The 24,526-nt window shown below is 62.6% G+C and carries 25 protein-coding genes; 18 read left to right on the top strand and 7 right to left on the bottom strand.

Translation table 11 applies throughout. The features are described 5' to 3' along the window. Window positions 1-411: 411 nt before the first annotated feature. From purE to LOY69_RS29840, 4 genes are all read left to right on the top strand, one after another. Window positions 412-903 carry a 5-(carboxyamino)imidazole ribonucleotide mutase gene (gene purE / locus LOY69_RS29855; RefSeq protein WP_016967060.1) on the top strand — a complete coding sequence of 164 codons (492 nt, stop codon included), beginning with the start codon at window positions 412-414 and terminating at the stop codon, window positions 901-903. 11 nt (window positions 904-914) lie between these two features. Next, the gene (locus LOY69_RS29850) at window positions 915-1,997 is read left to right on the top strand and encodes a 5-(carboxyamino)imidazole ribonucleotide synthase (RefSeq protein ID WP_102881331.1); all 1,083 of its coding nucleotides are present in this window, start codon (window positions 915-917) and stop codon (window positions 1,995-1,997) included. Between the two features lie 108 nt (window positions 1,998-2,105). After that, window positions 2,106-2,351, top strand: a complete 246-nt coding sequence (locus LOY69_RS29845; RefSeq protein WP_102862323.1) for a GlsB/YeaQ/YmgE family stress response membrane protein — start codon at window positions 2,106-2,108, stop codon at window positions 2,349-2,351. A 138-nt stretch (window positions 2,352-2,489) separates the two neighbouring features. Continuing rightward, on the top strand, window positions 2,490-3,026 hold the full coding sequence (locus tag LOY69_RS29840) for a DUF3299 domain-containing protein (RefSeq protein ID WP_102881330.1): 537 nt from the start codon (window positions 2,490-2,492) through the stop codon (window positions 3,024-3,026). A 156-nt stretch (window positions 3,027-3,182) separates the two neighbouring features. On the opposite strand, the gene LOY69_RS29835 is transcribed toward LOY69_RS29840, so the two are convergent. Together LOY69_RS29835 and LOY69_RS29830 are read right to left on the bottom strand one after the other, a co-directional pair. Then, entirely contained in the window at window positions 3,183-4,082 is a 900-nt protein-coding gene (locus tag LOY69_RS29835) for a D-hexose-6-phosphate mutarotase (RefSeq protein WP_265073944.1), read from the bottom strand. Between the two features lie 40 nt (window positions 4,083-4,122). Next, window positions 4,123-4,527 carry an acyl-CoA thioesterase gene (locus tag LOY69_RS29830; protein ID WP_003229628.1) on the bottom strand — a complete coding sequence of 135 codons (405 nt, stop codon included), beginning with the start codon at window positions 4,525-4,527 and terminating at the stop codon, window positions 4,123-4,125. 515 nt (window positions 4,528-5,042) lie between these two features. Here LOY69_RS29830 and LOY69_RS29825 point away from each other — a divergent pair. From LOY69_RS29825 to LOY69_RS29780, 10 genes are all read left to right on the top strand, one after another. After that, window positions 5,043-6,341: an MFS transporter gene (locus LOY69_RS29825; protein ID WP_102862320.1), complete on the top strand. Its 1,299-nt coding sequence runs from the start codon at window positions 5,043-5,045 to the stop codon at window positions 6,339-6,341. A gap of 262 nt (window positions 6,342-6,603) precedes the next feature. Continuing rightward, complete coding sequence (locus tag LOY69_RS29820; protein ID WP_102881328.1) at window positions 6,604-7,587, top strand: phosphate ABC transporter substrate-binding protein PstS; 984 nt, start codon at window positions 6,604-6,606, stop codon at window positions 7,585-7,587. 219 nt (window positions 7,588-7,806) lie between these two features. Next, a complete protein-coding gene (locus LOY69_RS29815) occupies window positions 7,807-10,092 on the top strand; it encodes an ABC transporter permease subunit (RefSeq protein WP_102862318.1) in 2,286 nt (761 codons plus the stop codon). A 15-nt stretch (window positions 10,093-10,107) separates the two neighbouring features. Next, window positions 10,108-11,778: a phosphate ABC transporter permease PstA gene (gene pstA / locus LOY69_RS29810; RefSeq protein WP_102881326.1), complete on the top strand. Its 1,671-nt coding sequence runs from the start codon at window positions 10,108-10,110 to the stop codon at window positions 11,776-11,778. A gap of 90 nt (window positions 11,779-11,868) precedes the next feature. Continuing rightward, window positions 11,869-12,702, top strand: coding sequence for a phosphate ABC transporter ATP-binding protein PstB (pstB, locus tag LOY69_RS29805; protein WP_102862316.1), 834 nt, complete (start codon window positions 11,869-11,871; stop codon window positions 12,700-12,702). A 113-nt stretch (window positions 12,703-12,815) separates the two neighbouring features. Next, window positions 12,816-13,577, top strand: coding sequence for a phosphate signaling complex protein PhoU (gene phoU, locus LOY69_RS29800; protein ID WP_025130765.1), 762 nt, complete (start codon window positions 12,816-12,818; stop codon window positions 13,575-13,577). Between the two features lie 166 nt (window positions 13,578-13,743). Next, window positions 13,744-14,697 carry a response regulator gene (locus tag LOY69_RS29795; RefSeq protein ID WP_265073943.1) on the top strand — a complete coding sequence of 318 codons (954 nt, stop codon included), beginning with the start codon at window positions 13,744-13,746 and terminating at the stop codon, window positions 14,695-14,697. 452 nt (window positions 14,698-15,149) lie between these two features. After that, window positions 15,150-15,485 (top strand): type II toxin-antitoxin system RelE/ParE family toxin, encoded by a 336-nt coding sequence (locus LOY69_RS29790; protein ID WP_110594205.1) that lies wholly within the window; start codon window positions 15,150-15,152, stop codon window positions 15,483-15,485. Continuing rightward, window positions 15,478-15,792, top strand: a complete 315-nt coding sequence (locus tag LOY69_RS29785; RefSeq protein WP_016964955.1) for a helix-turn-helix domain-containing protein — start codon at window positions 15,478-15,480, stop codon at window positions 15,790-15,792. The genes LOY69_RS29790 and LOY69_RS29785 overlap by 8 nt, the downstream gene beginning before the upstream one ends. A gap of 61 nt (window positions 15,793-15,853) precedes the next feature. Then, complete coding sequence (locus LOY69_RS29780) at window positions 15,854-16,750, top strand: M23 family metallopeptidase (RefSeq protein ID WP_265073942.1); 897 nt, start codon at window positions 15,854-15,856, stop codon at window positions 16,748-16,750. Window positions 16,751-16,780: 30 nt separating this feature from the next. Here the strand turns inward: LOY69_RS29780 and LOY69_RS29775 are convergent, their stop codons facing one another. The 3 genes from LOY69_RS29775 to phoB all read right to left on the bottom strand — a co-directional run bounded on the left by LOY69_RS29775 (window position 16,781) and on the right by phoB (window position 20,348). Continuing rightward, complete coding sequence (locus LOY69_RS29775) at window positions 16,781-18,121, bottom strand: hemolysin family protein (protein WP_102862311.1); 1,341 nt, start codon at window positions 18,119-18,121, stop codon at window positions 16,781-16,783. A 117-nt stretch (window positions 18,122-18,238) separates the two neighbouring features. Next, window positions 18,239-19,567 carry a phosphate regulon sensor histidine kinase PhoR gene (gene phoR, locus LOY69_RS29770; protein WP_265073941.1) on the bottom strand — a complete coding sequence of 443 codons (1,329 nt, stop codon included), beginning with the start codon at window positions 19,565-19,567 and terminating at the stop codon, window positions 18,239-18,241. Window positions 19,568-19,658: 91 nt separating this feature from the next. Beyond that, the gene (gene phoB, locus LOY69_RS29765; protein ID WP_003177195.1) at window positions 19,659-20,348 is read right to left on the bottom strand and encodes a phosphate regulon transcriptional regulator PhoB; all 690 of its coding nucleotides are present in this window, start codon (window positions 20,346-20,348) and stop codon (window positions 19,659-19,661) included. Window positions 20,349-20,499: 151 nt separating this feature from the next. Here phoB and LOY69_RS29760 point away from each other — a divergent pair, with 151 nt between their 5' ends. Then, window positions 20,500-20,883 carry a hypothetical protein gene (locus LOY69_RS29760; RefSeq protein ID WP_102881320.1) on the top strand — a complete coding sequence of 128 codons (384 nt, stop codon included), beginning with the start codon at window positions 20,500-20,502 and terminating at the stop codon, window positions 20,881-20,883. A gap of 107 nt (window positions 20,884-20,990) precedes the next feature. Here the strand turns inward: LOY69_RS29760 and ubiA are convergent, their stop codons facing one another. Continuing rightward, complete coding sequence (gene ubiA / locus LOY69_RS29755; protein WP_102881319.1) at window positions 20,991-21,881, bottom strand: 4-hydroxybenzoate octaprenyltransferase; 891 nt, start codon at window positions 21,879-21,881, stop codon at window positions 20,991-20,993. Beyond that, the gene (locus LOY69_RS29750; RefSeq protein ID WP_102881318.1) at window positions 21,881-22,444 is read right to left on the bottom strand and encodes a chorismate--pyruvate lyase family protein; all 564 of its coding nucleotides are present in this window, start codon (window positions 22,442-22,444) and stop codon (window positions 21,881-21,883) included. Before LOY69_RS29750 ends, ubiA begins: the two co-directional genes overlap by 1 nt. Before the next feature lie 202 nt (window positions 22,445-22,646). Between LOY69_RS29750 and LOY69_RS29745 the strand changes: the two genes are divergently transcribed. The 3 genes from LOY69_RS29745 to LOY69_RS29735 all read left to right on the top strand — a co-directional run bounded on the left by LOY69_RS29745 (window position 22,647) and on the right by LOY69_RS29735 (window position 24,470). Further along, window positions 22,647-22,814, top strand: coding sequence for a rubredoxin (locus tag LOY69_RS29745; protein ID WP_025130776.1), 168 nt, complete (start codon window positions 22,647-22,649; stop codon window positions 22,812-22,814). A 42-nt stretch (window positions 22,815-22,856) separates the two neighbouring features. Then, window positions 22,857-24,005, top strand: coding sequence for an NAD(P)/FAD-dependent oxidoreductase (locus tag LOY69_RS29740; RefSeq protein WP_265073940.1), 1,149 nt, complete (start codon window positions 22,857-22,859; stop codon window positions 24,003-24,005). Window positions 24,006-24,194: 189 nt separating this feature from the next. Then, window positions 24,195-24,470: an HU family DNA-binding protein gene (locus tag LOY69_RS29735; RefSeq protein ID WP_102862305.1), complete on the top strand. Its 276-nt coding sequence runs from the start codon at window positions 24,195-24,197 to the stop codon at window positions 24,468-24,470. The last annotated feature ends 56 nt before the right edge of the window (window positions 24,471-24,526 follow it).

Here is a 24,526-nt window from a genome sequence, read left to right as displayed (position 1 = left end):
CGCCAGACCCTGTAGCCGCTGCCGCAGGTTCGGGCCGCGTTCGGACGCTCGGCCCCGCAGGGGCCGCCAAACCTGGCGCTGCGAAGTGTCTGAAGGATTGGGGATATAGCGCTGGCGCCGGCTGCGCCGTCGTTCGCAGCCTGCGGCAGCGGCTACAGGGAACTGGTCTGGCTGCGAGGGGTTTTCAGTTCGGGGAGACTGACTTCAGAGTCAATAAAACCGGGGTTTTGCGCCGGAAATACTTTGTTCGACAGATGGTCGGCGAAAGTGCGTTTAGCGCGGCTTTTTCGGTATACTGCGCGGCCTTCGGCCGGTTCGTCCGGCCATAATTCGTACAGTCAAGCCACGCATTTTCGCGTGGCTTGTTGTTTTTGACGCGCCCGCGGGCGCCCAGAGAGAAGAGGCACGACGATGAGTGCACTGGTTGGCGTGATCATGGGCTCCAAGTCCGATTGGTCCACCCTTAGCCACACCGCCGATATGCTGGAAAAGCTCGGCATCCCTTACGAGGTGAAGGTGGTGTCCGCACACCGCACCCCGGACCTGCTGTTCCAGTACGCCGAAGAGGCTGAGGCGCGTGGCATCGAGGTGATCATCGCCGGTGCCGGCGGCGCGGCGCACTTGCCGGGCATGTGTGCGGCCAAGACCCACCTGCCGGTGCTGGGCGTGCCGGTGCAGTCGTCGATGCTCTCGGGCGTGGATTCGCTGCTGTCCATCGTGCAGATGCCCGCCGGCATCCCCGTGGCCACCCTGGCCATCGGCAAGGCGGGCGCGATCAACGCGGCCCTGCTCTCGGCGAGCATCCTGGGCGCCAAGCACCCGCAGTTCCATGCGGTGCTGAAAAAATTCCGTGCTGAACAGACAGACAGCGTCCTGGACAATCCAGACCCGCGCGTCGCCTGAGGTTGTTGACGATGAAGATCGGTGTAATCGGTGGCGGCCAGTTGGGCCGCATGTTGGCCCTGGCGGGGACTCCGCTGGGAATGAACTTCGCTTTCCTCGACCCGGCGCCGGATGCGTGCGCCGCTGCCCTGGGCGAACACCTGCGGGCCGACTACGGCGACCAGGACCACCTGCGCCAGCTGGCCGATGAAGTGGACCTGGTGACCTTCGAATTCGAGAGCGTGCCGGCGGAAACCGTGGCCTTCCTCTCGCAGTTCGTGCCGGTCTACCCGAGCGCCGAAGCCCTGCGCATCGCTCGTGATCGCTGGTTCGAGAAGAGCATGTTCAAGGACCTGGGAATTCCTACCCCGGAGTTTGCCGACATCCAGTCCCAGGCGGATCTCGACGCCGCCGTGGCGCGCATCGGCCTGCCGGCCGTGCTCAAGACCCGCACCCTGGGTTACGACGGCAAGGGCCAGAAGGTCCTGCGCAGCGCCGCCGACGTCGCAGGCACTTTCGCCGAACTGGGCAGCGTGCCTTGCCTGCTGGAAGGCTTCGTGCCGTTCACCGGCGAAGTCTCGCTGATCGCCGTGCGTGCCCGTGACGGTGAAACCCGTTTCTACCCGCTGGTGCACAACACCCACGACAGCGGCATCCTGCGCCTGTCGGTGGCCAGCAGCGATCACCCACTGCAGGCCCTGGCCGAGGACTACTCCAGTCGCGTGCTCAAGCAGCTGGATTACGTCGGCGTGATGGCGTTCGAGTTCTTCGAAGTCGACGGCGGCCTCAAGGCCAACGAGATCGCCCCGCGGGTGCACAACTCCGGGCACTGGACCACCGAAGGCACCGAGTGCAGCCAGTTCGAAAACCACCTGCGGGCGGTAGCCGGTCTCCCTCTGGGTTCCACAGCCAAAGTCGGTGAGAGCGCCATGATCAACTTCATCGGCGAAGTGCCGCCGGTGGACAAAGTCATCGCCATCGACGACTGCCACCTGCATCACTACGGCAAGGCCTTCAAGGCCGGACGCAAGGTCGGCCACGCCAACCTGCGTTGCGCCGATCAGGCGACCCTGCAAGCGCAGATCCTCAAGGTGCAAGCGCTGATCGCCGAGTAACAAATCCTCCGGCTGGCGGGAACCTTCGTTTCCCGCCGTTCTCTGATAGCAGGATGCCAAAGTGCTGGCTAGGCTTTGGCTTGATCCCCCCCTTACAGAGGAACAGCCATGGGCATTATTGGAACCATTTTCATCGGCTTGATCGTTGGTCTGCTGGCGCGTTTCCTCAAGCCGGGAGACGACAGCATGGGCTGGATCATGACCATCCTGCTGGGTATCGGCGGCTCGCTGGCGGCCACTTATGGCGGTCAGGCGCTGGGTATTTATCAGGCTGGCCAGGGCGCCGGTTTCATCGGTGCGCTGGTGGGCGCGGTCGTCCTGCTGGTGATCTACGGCTTCGTCAAGAAAAGCTGATTTCCCCCTGCAAGCCCCCTCTGCCGTTCGTGCCGAGGGGAGCCCTTTTCTTCATCTGAAACTTCAACGCAGCCGACGCTTTGGGCACTAGAATGCCCGGGTTTTTCCGTCCTTCCTTTTTGACCGAGCCACCCTCTCATGCGCCGTCTTCTATTGACCTTTGTTCTGCTGGGCTGCGGCCTGGCCCAGGCTGGCGAACTGCCGGAAACCGACTGGCTGGAGCTGATGCCCAAGTCGGACCAGAAAGCCCTGGAGCAGATGCCGGAAATCGACCACAACTCCCCCGAAGCCAACGGCACCTTCACCGAAAAGGGCGGCCTGAAGCAGAGCAAGGGCTTGCCGGCGGTGATGTATTCCACCAAGACCGTGCCGGCGATGAACGACAAGCAGATCCGCCTGGGCGGCTATCCGGTGCCGCTGGAGGCTGATGCCAAGGGGCGCAGCACGCTGTTCTTCCTGGTGCCGTACCCGGGCGCCTGCATCCACGTGCCGCCACCGCCGCCCAACCAGCTGGTGCTGGTGCGCTTTCCCAAGGGCGTGAAGCTGGAGGACATCTACACGCCGCTGTGGGTGACCGGCACCTTGAAGATCGAGACGGTCAGCAATGACCTGGCCGACGCGGCCTACGCCCTGGATGCGGCGAAGGTGCGGGTGGTGCAGGAATCGGATCTCTGAAGCCGCAGCGCTGAATGTGCCTTCCAAACGGCTCTGTTGAACTGGACCGCTGAAGGCATTTGTAGGAGCCGGCTTGCCGGCGAAAGCGGCCTCAAGAAGGCTGACGGTCTGAGGGCCTCTTCGCTGGCAAGCCAGCTCCTACGCAGCTAGGTGGGGTCAGAGCGGGGCGGCGCTGATGCTCACGCTCAGGGTGTGGCGGGCGCCAGGTGCCAGGGTGACGATGTCGTCCATCACGTTGGCGGTCTCGATGCACAGCATGCGCTGCCAGCCGTCGTTGGCCATGTCGCTGAATTGTGCGGCGCGGTCGATCCAGGGGTTCCAGATCACGGCGGTGCGCGAGCCTGCGCTGTTCAGGCGAATCCGTCGTTGCCAGTCCGGATCGACGATATCCAGCTGCGCCGGGACGTTCAGGTAGATGCGGTCGGTCTCGCCGCTAAAGTGCAGGGCGCCGCTCTGGACCTTGGTGGTCCAGTCTTCCAGGGTTTCGATGTAGTTCAGCCCGTCCAGGCCTTCGACCTGCACCTTGCGCACATCGCTGACCGCGAAATAGCTGTGCAGCGCCTGGCTGATGCTCACGCTTTCTGTGCCCAGGTTATGGCTGGTGAGGCTGATGTGCAGTTGCTCGTCGAGGCGGATGCTCAGGCTCGGTTCCACCTGATGGGGCCAGCCAGGAAAGCCGCCAGCGGGGCAGGGCAGGCGCAGCCGTACCAGCAAGCTGTCGCCGTCGCTTTCGATGCCTTGCAGTTCCCAGTCGCTGGCCCGCGCCAGGCCGTGGGCCGGTGCCGGTTCAGCGCTTTGGCGCATGGCCTGCACGCTTTGCGGGTTGCGTGCAAAGTTGCCGAACCAGGGCCAGCACACCGGAACCCCGGCGCGGATGCTCTTGCCGGTCTTGAACTGCGCCTCGTCGTTGAGCCAGATCAGCGGCTGTTGCCCGGCCACTTGATAACTGAGGATGTGCGCGCCTTGCTGGGCCACCAGCAGTTCGGCATCACCGTGGCGGATGCGCCAGCAGTTCAGTTCATCCAGTTTCACCGTTTCAACGTGGGGCGTGGGCATGCTGCGGTTCTCGTTAGGGTGGCTTGGGCGTTGTAGGAACCTAGCGCGCTCGGGGCGGAACCGAACGGGTGCGGCCGCTGCCGTCGATGGCGACGAACACGAACACCGCCTCGGTGACCTTGCGCCATTCGCTGGACAGCGGGTCGTCGCTCCACACTTCCACCATCATCTGGATCGAGCTGCGGCCGATCTCCAGGGTCTGGGTATAGAAGGACAGTTGCGCGCCCACCGCCACCGGCACCAGGAACGCCATGCGATCGATGGCCACGGTAGCGACTCGGCCACCGGCGACGCGGCTGGCCATGGCGGTGCCCGCCAGGTCCATCTGCGCCACCAGCCAGCCGCCGAAAATATCGCCAAAGCCGTTGGTTTCCCGGGGCAAAGCGGTGATTTGCAGGGCCAGGTCGCCTTGCGGGATTGGATCTTCTTGTTCGAGTTCTATCATGCCGAGGGGCCTCTGACCCGTGACGCTTCATGGTGACTTCAGGTGAATAGCCGTCTTCAGGAAAAACGATTCAGCCCGAACACACTGCGTTCGTCACGTTCTTTCTAAGGCGTGCTATAGGGAAACTCTGCGAAATCGGCTGCTCATGCACTGTGAGAACTACTGCGCTCAGCAATACTGCGTTAGAAACAGGCACGGATTGCTCATTTACAACACGTAGACTCCGCATCCGTGCCTGTTTCTGCCTTGCCTTGCTTTCGCTCGCTACGTTCTCACAGCGCATGAGGACAACGGGTTTTCGTACAGCAACCCTTGCCAGAAGCGGCTTTGCGCTTCGAGGTTTGCGAGTATATCGGTCGATAGACTCCGCGACGACCCACTCAGTTCGCAAATTTGTGAGTCATTTGTGCGCCGCTGTGTACGCATTCGAACAATTTGCTATCGTGCCGAACCTGCCAGGCCCCAACCAGCGCTGTTGCGGTTGCCGGAACCGACTAATAAGAGAAGCCCTTGCCATGACCACTGTGCCCTCGAGCGCCGCGCAGCCAGCGCAGCCCGCCCGTCCCTTGACCCGTAGTGATTACAAGACCCTGTCGCTGTCTGCCTTGGGCGGCGCGCTGGAGTTCTACGACTTCATCATCTTCGTGTTCTTCGCCACCGTGGTCGGCAAGCTGTTCTTCCCGGCGGACATGCCCGAGTGGCTGCGCCTGATGCAGACCTTCGGCATCTTCGCCGCCGGCTACCTGGCCCGTCCTCTGGGCGGAATCGTCATGGCGCACTTCGGCGACCTGCTGGGGCGCAAGAAGATGTTCACCCTGAGCATCTTCATGATGGCGGTGCCGACCCTGATCATGGGCCTCTTGCCGACCTACGCGCAGATTGGCCTATGGGCGCCGATCCTGCTGTTGCTGATGCGAGTGATCCAGGGCGCGGCCATCGGTGGAGAAGTGCCCGGCGCCTGGGTATTCGTTTCCGAACACGTGCCTCAGCGGCATATCGGCTACGCCTGCGGCACCCTGACGGCGGGCCTGACCGCGGGGATTCTCCTGGGCTCGCTGGTGGCCACCGCCATCAATAGCATCTACACCCCGGTGGAAGTGGCCGACTACGCCTGGCGGATTCCGTTCCTGCTGGGCGGGGTGTTCGGCCTGTTCTCGGTGTACCTGCGCCGCCTGCTGCACGAAACCCCGGTGTTCGCCGAGCTGCAATTGCGCAAGGCCCTGGCCGAAGAGCTGCCCCTGCGCACCGTGCTGCGCGATCACCGTGGCGCCATTGTCATTTCCATGCTGCTGACCTGGCTGCTGTCCGCCGGGATCATCGTGGTGATCCTGATGACCCCAACGGTGCTGCAGACCGTTTATAAATTCCCGGCCATCACCGCCCTGGAAGCCAACAGCCTGGCCATTGTGTTCCTGAGCCTGGGCTGCGTGATCTCCGGTGTTCTGGCGGATCGTTTCGGCGCTGGCAAGGTGTTCGTGTTCGGCAGCGCCTTGCTGCTGGCCACTTCCTGGACCTTCTATCACGGCTTGCTGGATAACCCGCAGTGGCTGTTCCCGATGTATGCCCTGACCGGTCTGTTTGTCGGCACCATCGGCGCGGTGCCTTATGTGATGGTCAAGGCGTTCCCGGCGGTGGTGCGTTTCAGCGGCCTGTCGTTTTCCTACAACCTGGCCTACGCGATCTTCGGTGGCCTGACGCCGATGGTGGTGACCTGGCTGCTCAAGGAAAGCCCGATGGGGCCGGCTTACTATGTGGCAATCATTTGCGGTATCGGCCTGCTGGTGGGGCTGTACCTGTGGGCCAAGGGCCGCTGATCTGCGCCATCTTGTAGCCGCTGCCGCAGGCTGCGACAGGGCCGCAGGCCCTGCTGGGCGCTGAAGAGTGTTGCGACCCTGCGGGTCGGTCGCAGCCTTCGGCAGTGGCTACAGAGGTTTTTATCGCCGTATAAAGAAAGGCCCGCTTGCGTTCAGGAGTGCTGGCCTTTCATCTAATTGTCATATTCCGGACATAGAGTGTTCACACGGCCTACAGATACTTGGCCCCGACTTAACACACCCTATCTGCTAGGAGTAAGGCATGAAACTGAAGCGTTTGATGGCGGCAATGACCTTTGTCGCCGCTGGCGTTGCGACTGCCCACGCGGTTGCCGCTGTTGACCCTGCTATCCCGAGCTACACCAAGACCACTGGTGTGTCGGGCAACCTGTCCAGCGTCGGTTCCGATACTTTGGCGAACCTGATGACCCTGTGGGCCGAGAACTACAAAAAGGAATACCCGAACGTCAACATTCAGATTCAGGCCGCCGGTTCCGCCACCGCGCCACCTGCGCTGACCGAAGGCACCTCCAACCTGGGCCCGATGAGCCGCAAGATGAAGGACACCGAGCTGGCGGCCTTCGAGCAGAAGTACGGCTACAAGCCAACCGCTATCCCGGTGGCCGTGGACGCCCTGGCGGTGTTCGTGCACAAGGACAACCCGATCCAGCACCTGACCATGGAACAGGTCGACGCGATTTTCTCGTCCACCCGTCTGTGCGGCGCCAAGGCTGACGTAAAAACCTGGGGCGACCTGGGTGTGAAAGGCGATCTGGCCAACAAGCCGGTGCAACTGTTCGGCCGTAACTCGGTATCCGGCACCTACGGCTACTTCAAGGAAGAAGCCCTGTGCAAAGGCGACTTCAAGCCTAACGTCAACGAGCAGCCAGGTTCGGCTTCGGTGGTGCAGTCCATCAGCTCCTCGCTGAACGGCATCGGCTACTCGGGCATCGGCTACAAGACCGCCAGCGTGAAGACCGTGGCCCTGGCCAAGAAAGGCAGCAGCGACTTCATCGAAGACACCGAAGAAAACGCCCTGAACGGCAAGTACCCGCTGTCGCGCTTCCTCTACGTCTACATCAACAAAGCCCCGAACAAGCCTCTGGCCCCGCTGGAAGCCGAGTTCGTGAAACTGGTCCTGTCCAAGCAGGGTCAGGAAGTAGTGGTCAAGGACGGCTACATCCCGCTGCCAGCCAAGGTGGCCGCCAAGGCCCTGGCTGACCTGGGCCTGAAAGAAGGCGCATAAGCCGCCGCAGAAGGTCCGGGCTCCCCGGACCTTCTCGTTTTCGTAGGAGCGGGCCGGGCGGCAGCGCCCGCAAGGGCGACCCAGGCTCAAGGCCGGTTCGTCGGCCAGCCGGCTCCTGCAACCTCATTTTTCAACCCGCTGCCGGCTTTGCCACGTGGCGGATTTGCTGCGTCACTGCATTGTCATCTTTCTGTCATACAGGATCGCTAGGGTGTGCGCATGAATGATCTGGCCAATTCCCCCATGACTACGACTTCTCCCCCCAAGCGCATTGACTTCAATACGCCTGAACTGCAACGCAAGCGTCGCATTCGCGCGCTCAAAGACCGCCTGACCCGTTGGTACGTCCTTGTTGGCGGACTGGCGGTACTGGGTGCGATCACCCTGATCTTTTTCTTCCTCGCCTATGTCGTGGTGCCGCTGTTCCAGGGCGCCGACCTGACCGTCAAGGACCCGCTGACCCCGGCCTGGATGCAGGACGCCGGCAAGCCGCTGATGTTCTCTCTGGAAGAGCAGAACCAGGTCGGCATGCGCGTCTCCGACAAGGGCCAGGCGCTGTTCTTCGACATCGACAGCGGTGCCGAGCTGCGCAAGGTCGACCTGCCGATCCCGGCCGGCGCCAACGTGGTGTCCATCGGCAAGGACCAGCCCGGCAATCCGCTGGTGGTGGTCGGTCTGTCCAACGGTCAGGCCCTGGTGTTCCGCCACACCTACAAGGTCAGCTACCCGGACGGCAAGAAGACCATCTCACCGGCCATCGAGTACCCCTACGGCGACAGCCCGATCACCCTGAACGAGCAGGGCGGTGCCCTGGAGCACGTCAATCTCAACGCCACTGATTCGTCGCTGATCATCGCCGGTTCCACCGGTGCGCAACTGCATGTGCTGAAGCTGACCCGCGAAGAAAACATGATGACTGGCGAGGTCACCAGCGAGCAGAGCCGCATCGAGCTGCCGCAGATGACCGAGGCGGTGAAGGCCATGTACATCGATCCGCGCCAGCAATGGCTGTATGTGATCAATGGCCGGGCCCAGGCCGACGTGTTCAGCCTGCGGGACAAGAGCCTCAACGGTCGCTACAAACTGCTGGAAGACGCAGACACCGAAGTTACCGCCAGCACCCAGCTGGTGGGCGGCATCTCGCTGATCATCGGCACCTCCAAGGGTGGCCTGGCCCAGTGGTTCATGGCCCGCGACCCGGATGGCGAACTGCGCCTGAAGCAGATCCGCACCTTCCAGATGGGCACCGCGCCTATCGTTGAAATCACTGCCGAAGAGCGTCGCAAGGGCTTCGTTGCCCTGGACGCCGCCGGCAAGCTCGGGGTGTTCCACAGCACCGCCCACCGCACCCTGCTGGTGGATCAGGTGGTGGATGGCCAGGGCCTGTTCGGCCTGTCGCCACGGGCCAACCGGGTGATCGTCGAGGCCGGCGGCAAGCTGCAGCCGCTGCTGCTGGACAACCCGCACCCGGAAGTGTCCTGGAGCGCGCTGTGGAGCAAGGTCTGGTACGAGAACTACGACGAGCCTAAATACGTCTGGCAATCCACCGCGGCCAACACCGACTTCGAACCCAAGCTGAGCCTCTCGCCCCTGACCTTCGGCACCCTGAAGGCGGCGTTCTACGCCATGCTGCTGGCGGCGCCATTGGCCGTGGCAGCGGCGATCTATACCGCCTACTTCATGGCCCCGGGCATGCGCCGCAAGGTCAAGCCGGTGATCGAGCTGATGGAAGCGATGCCGACGGTGATCCTCGGCTTCTTCGCCGGCCTGTTCCTGGCGCCCTATGTCGAAGGTCATCTACCGGGCATCTTCAGCCTCTTGATGTTGCTGCCAATCGGCATTCTGGTGGCCGGTTTCATCTTCAGCCGCCTACCGGAGTCGATCCGCCTGAAAGTGCCGGATGGTTGGGAAAGTGCGCTGCTGATTCCGGTGATCCTGTTCGTGGGCTGGTTGTCGCTGTACATGAGCCCCTTCATGGAAAACTGGTTCTTCGGCGGTGACATGCGCATGTGGATCTCCCACGACCTGGGGATCACCTACGACCAGCGCAACGCCCTGGTGGTCGGCCTGGCCATGGGTTTTGCGGTGATTCCGAACATCTACTCCATCGCCGAAGACGCCGTGTTCAGCGTGCCTCGCGGCCTGACCCTGGGCTCTCTGGCCCTGGGTGCCACGCCGTGGCAGACCATGACGCGGGTGGTGATCCTCACCGCCAGCCCGGGGATCTTCTCGGCGCTGATGATCGGCATGGGCCGCGCCGTGGGCGAGACCATGATCGTGCTGATGGCCACCGGCAACACCCCGATCATGGAAATGAACCTGTTCGAAGGCCTGCGCACCCTGGCCGCCAACGTCGCGGTGGAAATGCCCGAATCGGAAGTCGGCGGCAGCCACTACCGCGTGCTGTTCCTCTCGGCGCTGGTGCTGCTGTTGTTCACCTTCGTCATGAACACCCTCGCAGAACTGATTCGTCAGCGTCTGCGCAAGAAATACTCGTCGCTTTAAGAAAGGTAGAAGTCTGTGAAACAGAACTCCCTAAAAGACTGGTTCAAGAGCGGCGCCCCGGGCGTCTGGATCAGCGGTGGCGCGGTGTCCATCGCGGTCATCATGACCATCGGCCTGCTGGCGGTCATCGCCGTGCGCGGCCTCGGCCACTTCTGGCCGGCCGACCTGGTGCACGCCAGCTATAACGTGCCAGGCCAGGCCAACCACCTGGTCATCGGTGAAGTGGTGCAGAAGGAAGAAGTGCCCCGGGCGCGCCTGAAGAGTGCCGGTTTGCCGGTGCCCGACCAGGGCCCGGAGTTCATGACCCGGGAGCTGATCAAGGTCGGCAACCGTGACCTGAACGGCAACGACTTCACCTGGATCGTCGGTGAGTGGCTGACCAACCAGAGCTACCCCAAGGAGCTGATGGCCATCGAGCGCCGTGAGTGGGGCAACTTCTACGGCTACCTGGTCAACGTCAAGGAAAGCGGCAAGGTGGTCGCCGAAGGCGAGGCCGCCTGGCCTGAGCTGCAAGCACGGATCAACCGCGTGAACCAACTGGCGGCCCAGCTCAAGAGCCTGGAGAAGTCCGACATCGGCGCGATCAACGCCGGTCTGGAGCGCATCCGCCTGCACGGTCGCAAGCTGGAGCTGGAGGGCCAGATGAGCCCCGCCGCTCAAGCCGACATGGACGCCGAGCGGGCCGAACTCAATGCCCGTTACCAGGACATCGAAGCCCGGCTCAATGACCTGCACGCCCAGTTCAATCGCGACAGCCTGACCGCCCGCGATGCCAACGGCAAAGAGCTGGAGATCAGCCTGGGCAAGGTGGTGCACGCCTATCAGCCGAATGCCATGGGCACCTTCACCAAGATCGGTTTCTACTTCAGCAAGATCTGGGAATTCCTCAGCGACGACCCCCGTGAAGCCAACACCGAAGGCGGGATCTTCCCGGCGATTTTCGGCACCGTGATGATGACCCTGATCATGGCCATGATCGTCACCCCGTTCGGCGTACTGGCGGCGGTCTACCTGCGTGAATATGCCAAGCAGAACACCCTGACCCGGGTGATCCGCATCGCGGTGAACAACCTGGCAGGGGTTCCGGCCATCGTCTACGGCGTATTCGGCCTGGGCTTCTTCGTCTACGTGCTGGGCGGTTCCGTGGACCGGCTGTTCTTCCCCGAAGCTCTGCCGGCGCCGACCTTCGGCACCCCGGGCCTGCTCTGGGCTTCCCTGACCCTGGCGCTGCTGGCAGTGCCGGTGGTGATCGTGGCCACCGAGGAAGGCCTGGCGCGGATTCCCCGCACCGTGCGTGAAGGTTCCCTGGCCCTGGGCGCGACCAAGGCCGAGACCTTGTGGAAGATCGTCCTGCCGATGGCCAGCCCGGCGATGATGACCGGCATGATCCTCGCGGTGGCCCGTGCCGCCGGTGAAGTGGCGCCGCTGATGCTGGTGGGTGTGGTGAAACTGGCGCCGTCGCTGCCGGTGGACGGCAACTACCCGTACCTGCACCTGGACCAGAAGATCATGCACCTGGGCTTCCACATCTATGACGTCGGCTTCCAGAGCCCCAACGTCGAGGCGGCGCGGCCGCTGGTGTACGCCACCGCGCTGCTGCTGGTGCTGGTGATCGCCGTGCTCAACCTGTCGGCCGTGTGGATTCGCAACCACCTGCGCGAGAAGTACAAGGCGCTGGACAGCTAATCGGCTGGCTTCTACAGAACACAATGATGTCACCGCAGGCCAGACGCCTGCGGTTCACGACAAACGAATTGGTAGCACAGGGAGCATCCCATGCAACACGAAGCACATACTCACGGCATCAACATGTCTGCCCTGGGCCGCGACAAGCAGAGCCTGAGCCTGGAACAGGAAACCGTGGCCATCGAAGTGCCCGGCCTGAGCCTGTTCTACGGCGAGAAACAGGCACTGTTCGACGTCAGCATGAACATCCCCAAGCAGCGCGTGACCGCTTTCATCGGCCCGTCCGGTTGCGGCAAGTCGACCCTGCTGCGGACCTTCAACCGCATGAACGACCTGGTGGACGGCTGCCGTGTAGAAGGCGCGATCAACCTTTACGGCAACAACATCTACCGCAAGGGCGAAGACGTGGCCGAGCTGCGTCGTCGGGTCGGCATGGTGTTCCAGAAGCCCAACCCGTTCCCCAAGACCATCTACGAAAACGTGGTCTACGGCCTGCGTATCCAGGGCATCAACAAAAAGCGTGTGCTCGACGAAGCCGTAGAGTGGGCGCTCAAGGGCGCGGCGCTGTGGGATGAGGTCAAGGACCGCCTGCACGAATCGGCCCTGGGCCTGTCCGGCGGCCAGCAACAGCGTCTGGTGATTGCCCGGACCATCGCCGTGGAACCGGAAGTGTTGCTGCTGGACGAACCCTGCTCGGCCCTGGACCCGATCTCGACCCTGAAGGTCGAAGAACTGATCTACGAGCTCAAATCCAAGTTCACCATCGTCATCGTCACCCACAACATGCAGCAGGCGGCGCGGGTTTCCGACTACACCGCGTTCATGTACATGGGCAAACTGGTGGAATTCGGCGATACCGATACGCTGTTCACCAATCCGGCGAAGAAGCAGACCGAAGACTACATCACCGGGCGTTACGGCTAGAAAGCAGCTGCAAGCCGCACGCTTCAAGCGGCAAGTAACAGCAGTTCAACGCGACGAAACCTATCAACTGGCAGCTTGTAGCTTGCGGCTTACAGCTTTTGTGGAGCAGAACCATGATTTCGAAGGAAGGCCTCACCCACCACATCTCCGCGCAGTTCAATGCCGAGCTGGAAGAGGTGCGCAGCCACCTGCTGGCCATGGGCGGGCTGGTGGAGAAGCAAGTCAATGACGCGGTCACCGCGCTGATCGAAGCCGACTCCGGGTTGGCCCAGCAGGTGCGCGAGATTGACGATCAGATCAATCAGATGGAGCGCAATATCGACGAGGAATGCCTGCGCATCCTCGCCCGTCGCCAGCCGGCGGCTTCCGACCTGCGCCTGATCATCAGCATCTCCAAGTCGGTGATCGATCTGGAGCGCATCGGCGACGAAGCCACCAAGATCGCCCGTCGGGCCATCCAGTTGTGCGAAGAGGGCGAAGCTCCTCGTGGCTACGTGGAGGTGCGGCACATCGGCGACCAGGTGCGCAACATGGTGCGCGATGCCCTGGACGCTTTTGCCCGCTTCGATGCCGACCTGGCACTTTCCGTGGCTCAGTACGACAAGATCATCGACCGTGAATACAAGACCGCGCTGCGCGAGCTGGCCACCTACATGATGGAAGACCCGCGCTCTATCTCGCGGGTTCTGAGCATTATCTGGGTGCTGCGTTCGCTGGAGCGGATCGGCGATCACGCGCGCAACATTTCCGAGCTGGTGATTTATCTGGTGCGTGGCACCGACGTGCGCCATTTGGGGCTCAAGCGCATGAAGGAAGAAGTTGAAGGCACAAGTGGCGAATCCGCTAATGTTCCGGATCAAGCTGACGATAAGTAAGAGTGCCCGAGAAGAGCGCCCGGCCCTTTGGCCGGGCGTTTTTGTTTGTGCTCCTCGAATTTGAAAAGCAGCACCCGCGAACGAAAAGTCCCGGCGTGACTGAAGAGTTTTGGCAAAGTGCCATCAGCCAGCGTTATGCTTGCCGGGATTTTTAAAGGGGTGGTCGATGAGTAAGGTAAGTGTGTTGGTGGTGGATGACGCTTCGTTCATTCGTGACCTGGTGAAGAAGTGCCTGCGCAACTACTTCCCTGGCATCAAGATCGAAGACGCGATCAACGGCAAGAAGGCTCAGGCGATGCTCGCCCGCGAAGCCTTCGACCTGGTCCTGTGCGATTGGGAGATGCCGGAAATGTCCGGCCTTGAGCTGCTGACCTGGTGCCGTGAGCAAGAAGCGCTGAAAACCATGCCGTTCGTCATGGTCACCAGCCGTGGCGACAAGGAAAACGTGGTGCAGGCGATCCAGGCCGGGGTTTCCGGCTATGTGAGCAAGCCTTTCACCAACGAACAGTTGCTGACCAAGGTCAAGCAGGCGCTGAACAAGGTCGGCAAGCTCGACACCTTGATGAACAGCGCGCCGACCAAGATGAACTCGGCCTTCGGCAATGACTCCCTGAGCGCCCTGACCGGCGGCAAGCCGGCGGTGGTGGGGGCGGCTTCGCCCCCGGTCAATCCGTTTGCCAAACCGGCCGCCCCTGCGCCGGCCTCTGCAGCCGCAGCGCCGGCGCGTGGTTTGCTCAACAGCCCTCCGGTCAAGGCGCCGACGCCCGCGGCAGCGGCCAGTGGCGGTCGTGGCCAGGGCCAGCTGCGGTTGTCCAGCGGCAATCAGCCGTGCGTGATCAAGGCCCTGAGCATCAAGGAAGCGTTGCTGGTGGTGAAGCGTACCGACAGCCTGCCTCAAGTGCTGGAGAGCGCGGTGCTGGACCTGGAGCAGGGCGACAACGCTGAAGTGGCGCGGCTCAACGGCTACCTGCATGCGGTGGTGGCGTTGGAGCCCAAGCCGGACAGCGATTGGCTGCAACTGACCTTCCGTTTCGTCGACCAGGATGCTCAGAAGCTCGACTACATCTCGCGCCTGATCGCCCGCGGCACCGCCCAGAAGCATTTCGTTCCCGGCGCCTGATCCTCCCAGTCCGCTTTGTAGGAGCTGGCTCGCTGTAGGAGCTGGCTTGCCAGCGAAAGCGTCCACAAGAGCAACACAAGGCTTGCGGGCCTCTTCGCCGGCAAGCCGGCTCCTACGAGGATCGAGGCTGCGGAAACCTGCGGAAAACACTTTTCCCGTTGCGGATTTTTGCCTTGCGCTGAGGCGGCCTGCTGCAGCATCCCGTTATCGAGCGAACCACTCGCAACATAGGCCGTAACCCTCAAGCTACAAGGCCTTCGCCGTACCCCTCGATACTTTCTGCCGTACGTCCGATTGATTTTTCTGCCCTTGATTTATATCTGTTTGGATATAGATTGTGCATAGCGCTACGTGCTTTTCAGCGCTTGCGGCCATGCCTTGAAACAACCCGGCGCGGCCGGTCCTGGCCGTGTTGATTAGCCTTGTTCCTGTTCATTAACAGGAGAGGTTCGATGCCCAGGCACAAGGATGTGGTGTTTGTCGGGAGCGCGCTGCGAGATCTCAGGGCGTTCCCTGAAGATGCCCGTCGGGCCGCCGGTTTCCAGTTGGATCTGCTGCAGCAGGGTGAACAGCCCTACGATTGCAGGTCGGTGAAAACCATCGGTCCGAGCGTTTTCGAGATCAGGGTCCATGAGGATTCAGGGGCGTTTCGGGTGTTCTATGTGGTCAAGCGGCCGGCAACCATCTATGTGCTGCATGCGGTGCGCAAGACCACCCGCAAGACCGAAGCGCGGGATATCGAACTGGCTCGCGCCAGATATCAGGAAGCAGGTTCACGTCATGACTGATTCACCGGTTACTCAGCGGTTCACCAGTGTCTGGGATGCCCTTGAGGCCACTCCCCAGGAAGCCGCCAACATGCGCCTGCGGGCCAAGCTGATGCTCGAACTGGGCAAGACCGTGCAAGCCTGGGGCCTCTCGCAGAAGGAGGCGGCCAAGCGCCTCAATATCACCCAGCCACGCCTCAACGACGTGCTCAGCGGCAAGATCAACAAGTTCTCCCTCGATGCCCTGGTCAACCTCTCGGAGGCGGCCCATCTGGGGGTGGATCTGCGCTTCGATGGGCCAGGCCTGGAACCCCTGGTGCCGGCCTGATTCACACAAGCTCCATATCTGGCTGATAGCGTGGCTGCATAACCTGCCAAGAAGCTGCCCAATGTTTGTGCGCCTGCTGTTTTTCTGTGGACTGTCCCTCGTCGCCACGTCGCTGGCGGCGATGACGGTCTACAAGTCCATCGACGCCGATGGCGTGGTGTCCTACAGCGACCGGCCTTCGCCGGGCGCCCAGGCGTTCGTGTTTCGCGATCGCATGGAAGAACACCTGGAGCGCCAGGTGCGCCTGGATATCCAGAAGCACAAGGGTGGGGACGCGGTGTATGTGCGCAACGACCTCTACGCGCCGGTGGAGATCGAGTTGGGCTTTGCCGGTTTGCACAACGTCAGCGGAGCGCCCGGACGCCCGATCCGACAGGTACTGCCGGCCCGCAGCAGGCAGCGCCTGGCGCTGCTCACGGCGACTCGCGCCGACCAGCCCCTGAGCTATGTCCCCAGGTTCCGTTACTCCCTGGGGGACCCGGTAGCGACCACCCAGGCCTATCGCTACCCGCTGCCCTGGCGTGGCGGGCCGTTTCGCCTGACCCAGGGCGCCAATGGCCAATACAGCCATTTCGGTCCCAGGAGCCGTTATGCCATGGACATCGCCATGCCCGTGGGCACGCCGATCATCGCCGCCAGGGGCGGGGTGGTGGTCAAGACCGAGAATGCGCAGAGCGGCCGGGGCAACAATCCGGCGGGCAACTTTGTCCGGGTGCTGCACGACGACGGCACCATGGGTGTGTACCTGCACCTCAAGCAAGGTTCGGTGAGTGTGCGCGAAGGGCAGCGGGTGGCGGTGGGCAGCCCGTTGGGGTTGTCGGGCAATACCGGCAACAGCAGCGGGCCGCACCTGCATTTTGTGGTGCAGCGCAATACCGGGCTGGGGCTGGTGTCGATTCCCTATCAGTTCAACCAGCCGCTGGGGGATCTGCCGAATTTTGCCTTGGGCAAACAATGACCTTTGCCGGCGAACGGGCCGAAGGGCCCGTCAATCCAGCATCAACACCTTGGCCAGGATGATCTTCGGTCCCTTCATCTTCTTGATGATGATGCGCAGGCCTTCGACTTCCAGCACTTCTTCCTCTTCCGGCACCCGTTTCAGGGTTTCGTACACCAGGCCGGCGAGAGTTTCGGCTTCGATATGGTCCAGGTCGATGCCCAGCAGGCGCTCGACCTTGAACAGCGGCGTGTCACCGCGCACCAGCAGCTTGCCTGGCTGGTAGGCGAGGATGCCGCGCTCGGTCTTGCGGTGTTCGTCCTGGATGTCGCCCACCAGCACTTCCAGCACGTCTTCCATGGTCAGGTAGCCAATCACCTTGCCGTCGGCTTCTTCCACCAGGGCGAAGTGCGAGCCGCCCTTGCGGAACTGCTCCAGCAACTGCGACAGCGGCATGTGCCGCGACACACGCTCCAGCGGGCGAGTCAGCTCGGCCAGGTTGAACGACTCGGGAATATGGTCCAGGGCCGCCAGTTCCAGCAGCAGGTCCTTGATGTGCAGCAGGCCGACGAACTCGTTGCGCTCGCTGTCGTAGACCGGATAGCGGCTGAACTTGTGGCGACGGAACAGGGCAAGGATTTCCTTGAGCGGCGCGTTGAATTCGACGCTGACCAGGTCCTCTCGGGAGTTGGCCCAGTCCACCACTTCCAGTTCGCCCATTTCCACGGCCGAGGCCAGTACGCGCATGCCCTGGTCGCTGGGGTCCTGGCCACGGCTGGAGTGCAGGATCAGCTTGAGTTCTTCACGGCTGTAGTGATGCTCGTGGTGCGGGCCGGGCTCGCCCTGGCCGGCAATGCGCAGGATGGTGTTGGCGCTGGCATTGAGCAGGTAGATGGCCGGGTACATCAGCCAGTAGAACAGGTACAGCGGTACCGCCGTCCACAGCGACAGCAGCTCGGGTTTGCGGATCGCCCAGGATTTGGGCGCCAGCTCGCCGACCACGATGTGCAGGTAGGAAATGATAAAGAACGCGGTGAAGAACGACACGCCGCGGATCACTTCCGGGGAGTTCACGCCTACGGCGCCCAACAGCGGCTCCAGCAGGTGGGCGAACGCCGGCTCACCGACCCAGCCCAGGCCCAGGGAGGCCAGGGTGATGCCCAACTGGCAGGCCGACAGGTAGGCGTCCAGCTGGCTGTGCACGGTACGCAGGATCTGCCCGCGCCAGCCGTTCTTGTGGGCGATGGCTTCGACTCGAGTCGAGCGCAGCTTGACCATGGCGAACTCTGCGGCAACGAAAAAGCCGTTGAGCAGGACCAGGATCAGAGCAAAAAGAATCATGCCGAAGTCGGCGAACAGAGACGCGAGGGTGAAACCAGGGGAAGGGTCCATGATGGAGTTTTGCGGGTTCCGTGTATTCGAAGAAGAAGGAAAGGCGGTGCCTGAATGGCAGGCACAAGTGACGCAATGTAGCGGCTGACGGGGCGATTGCCTAGGGGCAAACCACGGTCAGCGCTGTTCGGTAAGGCTGCCAGCTGCGGCTTTTTTAACCTGGGCCGGGGCGAAATGGCAGGTAAAGGTGCTGCCGTGGCCCAGTACGCTGCTGATTTCCAGGCGTGCGCGATGACGCAGCAGCACGTGCTTGACGATGGCCAGGCCCAGGCCCGTGCCGCCGGTATTGGAGTTGCGGCTCGAATCCACGCGGTAGAAGCGTTCGGTGAGGCGCGGCAGGTGCTTGCTGTCGATGCCGATCCCGGAGTCTTGCACGCTCAGGTGCGCGCCCTGGTCGTCGCCCCACCAGCGGATGTGGATATTGCCTTCGGCCGGGGTGTATTTCACCGCGTTGAACACCAGATTGGAGAAGGCACTGCGCAGTTCCGCCTCGCTGCCCTTGAGCTGTACCGAGGCGTCGGCTTCCAGGGTGATGCGCTGGTTGCGCTCCCCGGACAGGGCCTGGGCATCGCTCTTGATCGATTGCAGCAGCCCATCGATGGGCACCGGCTGGTTGTCCGAGGGGTAGTCGGTGGCTTCCAGCTTGGCCAGCAATAGCAGGTCGTTGAGCAGGGTCTGCATGCGCCCGCCTTGCTGCTGCATCTGTTGCAGGGCACGGTTCCAGCGCGGATTCACTTCCTCGACGTTGTCCAGCAGGGTCTCCAGGTAGCCGCAGATCACCGTCAACGGGGTACGCAGTTCGTGGGACACGTTGGCGATGAAGTCCTTGCGCATCTGTTCCAGCTGGTGGATGCGGGTCACGTCGCGCACCAGCATCAGGTGCTCATTGTTGCCGTAGCGGGTGATGTACAGCTGGATGCGGACCCGGTCGTTGGCCGGGGAGGGGATCTCCAGCGGTTCGGCGTAGTTGTCTTGCTCGAAGTATTCCTTGAAGCGCGGATGGCGCACCAGGTTGGTCACCGGCTGACCGCTGTCCTGGGGCGTCTTGAGGCCCAGCAGGGTTTCGGCGGCGCGGTTCCACCATTCCAGGTTGCCGTCGCTGTCGAGCATGATCACCGCGTCTTTCAGGGCCGCGGTGGACTCCTGGACCCGGTCGATCACCGCCTGCAGGCGCCCGCGCACCCGTTGGTCGCGGCGTTGCAAGTGATAGATGCTGTCGAACACCTCACCCCACAGGCCATAGCCGTCGGGCGGAGCTTCGTCGGGTTGATGCAGGCGCAGCCATTCGTGCAGGCGCAGCAGCTGCTTGAGGGTCCAGGCCAGGTAGATGCCCAGGCCGGCGGCCAGGCTCCAGCCGTAGTAACCACTGATCAGGCCCACCAGCAGGCAGCCGGTGATCAACAGCAGCAGGTGGCGAATCAGGGTGCCATGCCAGTTTTGATTCACTTGAAACACGTCCGTGGGGGTGAAGCAGCTCCGAGCTGCAAGTGTTGAAGCGGTCACTCATCGGCGCGCCGCTTGTCGCTTGCCGCTGTTGTCAGGCCTTGGTGGAAAAACGATAGCCGGTGCCGCGCACGGTTTGTACCAGATTCTCGTAGGCGTCACCCAGGGCTTTGCGCAAGCGGCGGATGTGCACGTCTACGGTGCGTTCCTCGACATACACATTGCCGCCCCAGACCTGATCCAGTAGCTGGCCGCGGGTGTAGGCACGCTCCTGGTGGGTCATGAAGAATTGCAGCAGGCGGTATTCGGTGGGGCCCATTTCTGCCGGCTTGCCGTCGATGGTCACCCGGTGGCTGATGGGGTCCAGCAGCAGGCCGCCGACTTCGATCGGCGCCTCGCCATCGGTAGGGCCGGCGCGGCGCAGCACGGCCTTGAGGCGGGCCACCAGCTCACGGGGCGAAAACGGCTTGGTGATGTAGTCGTCGGCGCCGACCTCCAGGCCCTGGATCTTGTTGTCCTCTTCACCTTTGGCGGTGAGCATGATGATCGGGATGTCCCCGGTCAGCTCGTCGCGCTTGAGGCGTCGGGCCAGCTCGATGCCGGAGGTGCCGGGGAGCATCCAGTCCAGCAGGATCAGGTCCGGCTTGCGGTCGACGATAATGGCATGGGCCTGCTGAGAGTTCTCTGCCTCCATGCAGTCATAGCCGGCCATTTCCAACGCAACGGCGATCATTTCGCGAATCGGCGCTTCGTCGTCAACGATCAGAATGCTTCTGCCAACCATGCTGGAACCTCTTGTCATTTAACTGTCTTGCGCCGCATTAGATAACGGAATTATTGCAGTCGTGTGACAGTATTTCAGGTCGCGAGGCGCGGTGCAGCTTCGTCGACTACGCTTTGGGTCCGATTCCTGACAACCACAAAAGAAGGTTTCCATGACTCTGTTCAAGCAATCGTTGAAAGTCCTGCTGGTAGGCGCTGTCCTGGCCCTGCCGACATTCGCCATGGCCGCTGACCCGGCGATGAGCAAGGACGGCGTGCTGGTCAATCTCCAGGGCATGACCCTCTACACCTTTGCCAAGGATGCCGGCGGAAAATCCATGTGCAACGACAAATGTGCCGCCAACTGGCCGCCGCTGATGGCCGAGGGCAGCGACAAGGACATGGGCAAGTGGACGGTGGTCAAGCGTGATGACGGCAAGGCGCAGTGGGCCTACGACGGCAAGCCGTTGTACAGCTTTGTGATGGACAAGAAGCCCGGCGACATGACCGGTGAAGGCAAGATGGACGGCGCCTGGAAGGTCGCCAAGTCCGACTGACCTTTTCGGGCCGTTCGCAGCCTGCGGCAGCGGCTACACCGATCTCTGTAGCCGCTGCTGAGCCATGGCGAAGCTGCGAAAAGGCCCGCTGGGCCTTGCTTGACGGTCTAACGCAACGCGTAATCCAGGACCACGCCGATAAAGATCGCCATGCCCGCCCAGTGGTTGTGCAGGAAGGCCTTGAAGCATTTCATCCGGTCGCGATCCTGGGTGTACCAGAACTCCCAGGCAAAACACGCCGCCGCCACCAGCAGCCCCAGGTGGAACCAGACCCCCAGATGGAAGCGCGCGCCGGCCAGCAGCAGGCAGCCCAATGACAAGCCCTGCAAGGTGAGAATGATCACCCGGTCGGCATCGCCGAACAGGATCGCCGTGGACTTGACCCCGATCTTCAGGTCGTCGTCGCGGTCGGTCATGGCGTAGTAGGTGTCGTAGCCCACGGTCCACAGCAGATTGGCGATGTACAGCAGCCACGCACTGGCTGGCAGTTCGCTGTTCTGCGCGGTGAAGGTCATCAGAATGCCCCAGGAATAGGCTGCACCCAGGACCACCTGTGGGTAATAGGTGTAGCGCTTCATGAAGGGGTAGCAGGCCGCCAGGGCCAGGGCGCCGAACGACAGCCAGACCGTGGTGGCGTTGGTGCACAACACCAGCAGGAAGGCTGCGCCCATGAGGAGCGCGAACAGTGCCAGGGCTTCCTTGGCGCTGACCTTGCCGGTGGCCAGGGGCCGTTGGTCGGTGCGCTTGACCTGGCCGTCGACCTTGCGGTCGGCGAAGTCGTTGATGGCGCAGCCGCCGGCTCGGGTCAGGATCACGCCGAAGGTAAAAATCAGCACATGGCTCAGGGATGGCTGGCCCTCGGCGGCGATCCACAGGGCCACCAGGGTCGGCCACAGCAGCAGGTAGATGCCGATGGGCTTGTCCATGCGGGTCAGTTGCAGGAAGTCCCAGGCCCGTGGATGCAGGCGATTGAGGGATTTGAGCAGGCTCAGGTACATCAGCAGGCCTCCGGTTGGGCTTCGATGGCGCGCCACAGGCTGGGCAGGAAGACCTCGGCGACCAGCAGGCTCAAGGGGCCGCGATCGAAACGCGAACGCCGGCCCCAGAGCCCCTCGGTGGCCACTGCGGTGGGCAGCCAGGCTTGTGGATAGCGGCAGACTTCGATGGGCTGGCGGGTAAAGGCTTCATCGCAGAACAGCAGTTCCCCGAGGGAGCGGCTGCCCAGTTCGTCGATGTTCAAGCCGCCTTGCTGCAAGGCGCTGCGGGCGGCCACGCTGCGGGCGAATACCCAGGCTTCGCCGTGGCCCCGCAGGTACACCTCGCGAACCCAGCCTTCACTCTGCTCGGGTAGGCCCAGGGCCGCGCACTCGTCGTTGCGCAGGGTTTGCCATTCCTCCACCAGCGGCGTGACGCTGAAGCCGTCGCGGGAGAGTCGGGTCAGGCGCCGGGTCAGCGACCCTTCATCGAACAGCCAGTTGGCAACGGCTGAGCCGGGGAAGGGGGACAGACGGCTTTGCACCAGCCAGGTCGGGGCCGGTGCGGGGGGCATTGAGTGCGGCACAGTGGGTCAGTATTGGCAGCAAATGAGGCGGCGAGCTTAGCATGGCAACCGCCGGTTTTGATTGATCCAGGACGCCTGGCAGCACGAACGTGCTTGCATCTGCCGGTAGTGATCAGTAAAAAACCCCAGTGCCGGACGCTGATCAGCGTGGCCTTTAGAGTCGATCCATCGACCGAGCCTGAACTCCCGAGGAAATGCATCAATGAAAAAGTGGCAATGTGTGGTCTGCGGCCTGATTTATAACGAAGCGGAAGGCTGGCCGGACGACGGTATTTTGCCGGGTACCCGTTGGGAAGATGTGCCTGAAGACTGGCTCTGCCCGGACTGCGGCGTGGGCAAGATGGATTTCGAAATGATCGAGATCGCCTGATCGAATTCTGTGGATTGAACGACCAATAACAAGGAGCAGGGAATGAGCGCACCGGTGGTGATCGTGGGAACAGGTCTGGCGGGTTACAACCTGGCCCGGGAATTTCGCAAGCTCGACGGAGAAACGCCGTTGTTGCTGATCACTGCCGATGACGGCCGTTCCTACTCCAAGCCGATGCTGTCTACCGGTTTTGGCAAGAACAAGGACGCCGACGGCCTGAGCATGGCCGAGCCCGGCGCCATGGCCGAGCAGCTCAAGGCCGAGGTTCGCACCCACACCCGCATCAGCGGTATCGATCCGGGCCACAAGCGTTTGTGGATTGGTGAGGAGGCGGTGGCCTACCGGGATCTGATCCTGGCCTGGGGCGCGGAAACCGTGCGGGTGCTGGTGCAGGGCGACGCATCCGAACTGATTTTTCCCATCAACGACCTGGAAGACTACGCACGCTTTCGCGCCGCGGCGGCGGGCAAGCGTCGGGTGCTGTTGCTGGGGGCCGGGCTGATCGGCTGCGAGTTTGCCAACGACCTGATCCTTGGCGGCTACAGCGTGGACCTGGTGGCCCCGTGCGAACAGGTGATGCCGACCCTGCTGCACCCGGCCGCTGCGGCAGCGGTCCAGGCCGGACTGGAAAGCCTGGGCGCGCGCTTCCACCTGGGACCGGTGCTCAACCGCCTGCAACGCTGCGCCGACGGCCTGGAAGCCCATCTGTCCGATGGCCAGGTGATCGCCTGCGATCTGGTGGTCTCGGCCATTGGCCTGCGTCCGCGCATTGATCTGGCCGCGGCTGCCGGGTTGGTGGTCAATCGCGGCGTGGTGGTGGACCGCGAGCTGAAAACCTCCCACGCCAATATCTATGCCCTGGGCGATTGCGCCGAGGTCGACGGCCTCAACCTGCTGTACGTGATGCCGTTGATGAGCTGCGCCCGGGCCCTGGCGCAAACCCTGGCCGGCAAGCCCACCGCAGTCAGCTACGGGCCGATGCCGATCACCGTGAAGACCCCGGTCTGCCCGCTGGTGGTGTCGCCACCGCCACGGGGCGCCGAAGGTGTCTGGACCGCTGAAGGGCAGGGGGCCGACATCAAGGTGCTGTGCCGTGACGCCAGTGGCCAGCTGCTGGGTTACGCCCTGACCGGGGCGGCGGTGATGGAGAAACTGGCCCTGAACAAGGAACTCCCGGCCCTGCTGGCTTAAATACCGGTCGTTCTGTCGGAATAACCGGGTTTTTGCACCTACAAAGGTCGTGGCAAGACTGGCGCCACTCTCAAGCGCGTGCCATCCTCACTCCCGTCTGCCGCAGCGTAGAGCCTGCGGCGCCTTGGGCGCTGTTCCCGTGAACAGCACGGACATAACAACAAAAAACCGTCAAAGAGGCTTCACACTATGCGTAAACCAGAACTCGCCGCAGCCATTGCTGAAAAAGCGGACCTGACCAAAGAGCAGGCCAATCGCGTGCTCAACGCCATCCTTGAAGAGATCACCGGGGCTCTGCACCGCAAAGACAGCGTCACCCTGGTTGGTTTTGGCACCTTCCTGCAACGCCACCGTGGCGCCCGCACCGGCAAGAACCCGCAAACCGGCGAGCCGGTGAAGATCAAGGCCAGCAACACCGTGGCATTCAAACCGGGCAAGGCGCTGAAAGACAGCGTCAACCCATAAGCATTGAGCGAGCTCCCGGCAGCGGGAGCTTGCAGGGGAAAATAGGCACGCCGAGC

Source organism: Pseudomonas sp. B21-059 (assembly GCF_026016285.1).
Lineage (GTDB): Bacteria > Pseudomonadota > Gammaproteobacteria > Pseudomonadales > Pseudomonadaceae > Aquipseudomonas > Aquipseudomonas danubii.
Note: the sequence above shows the minus strand (reverse complement) of the source record. Positions and strands in the feature narration are given on the sequence as shown.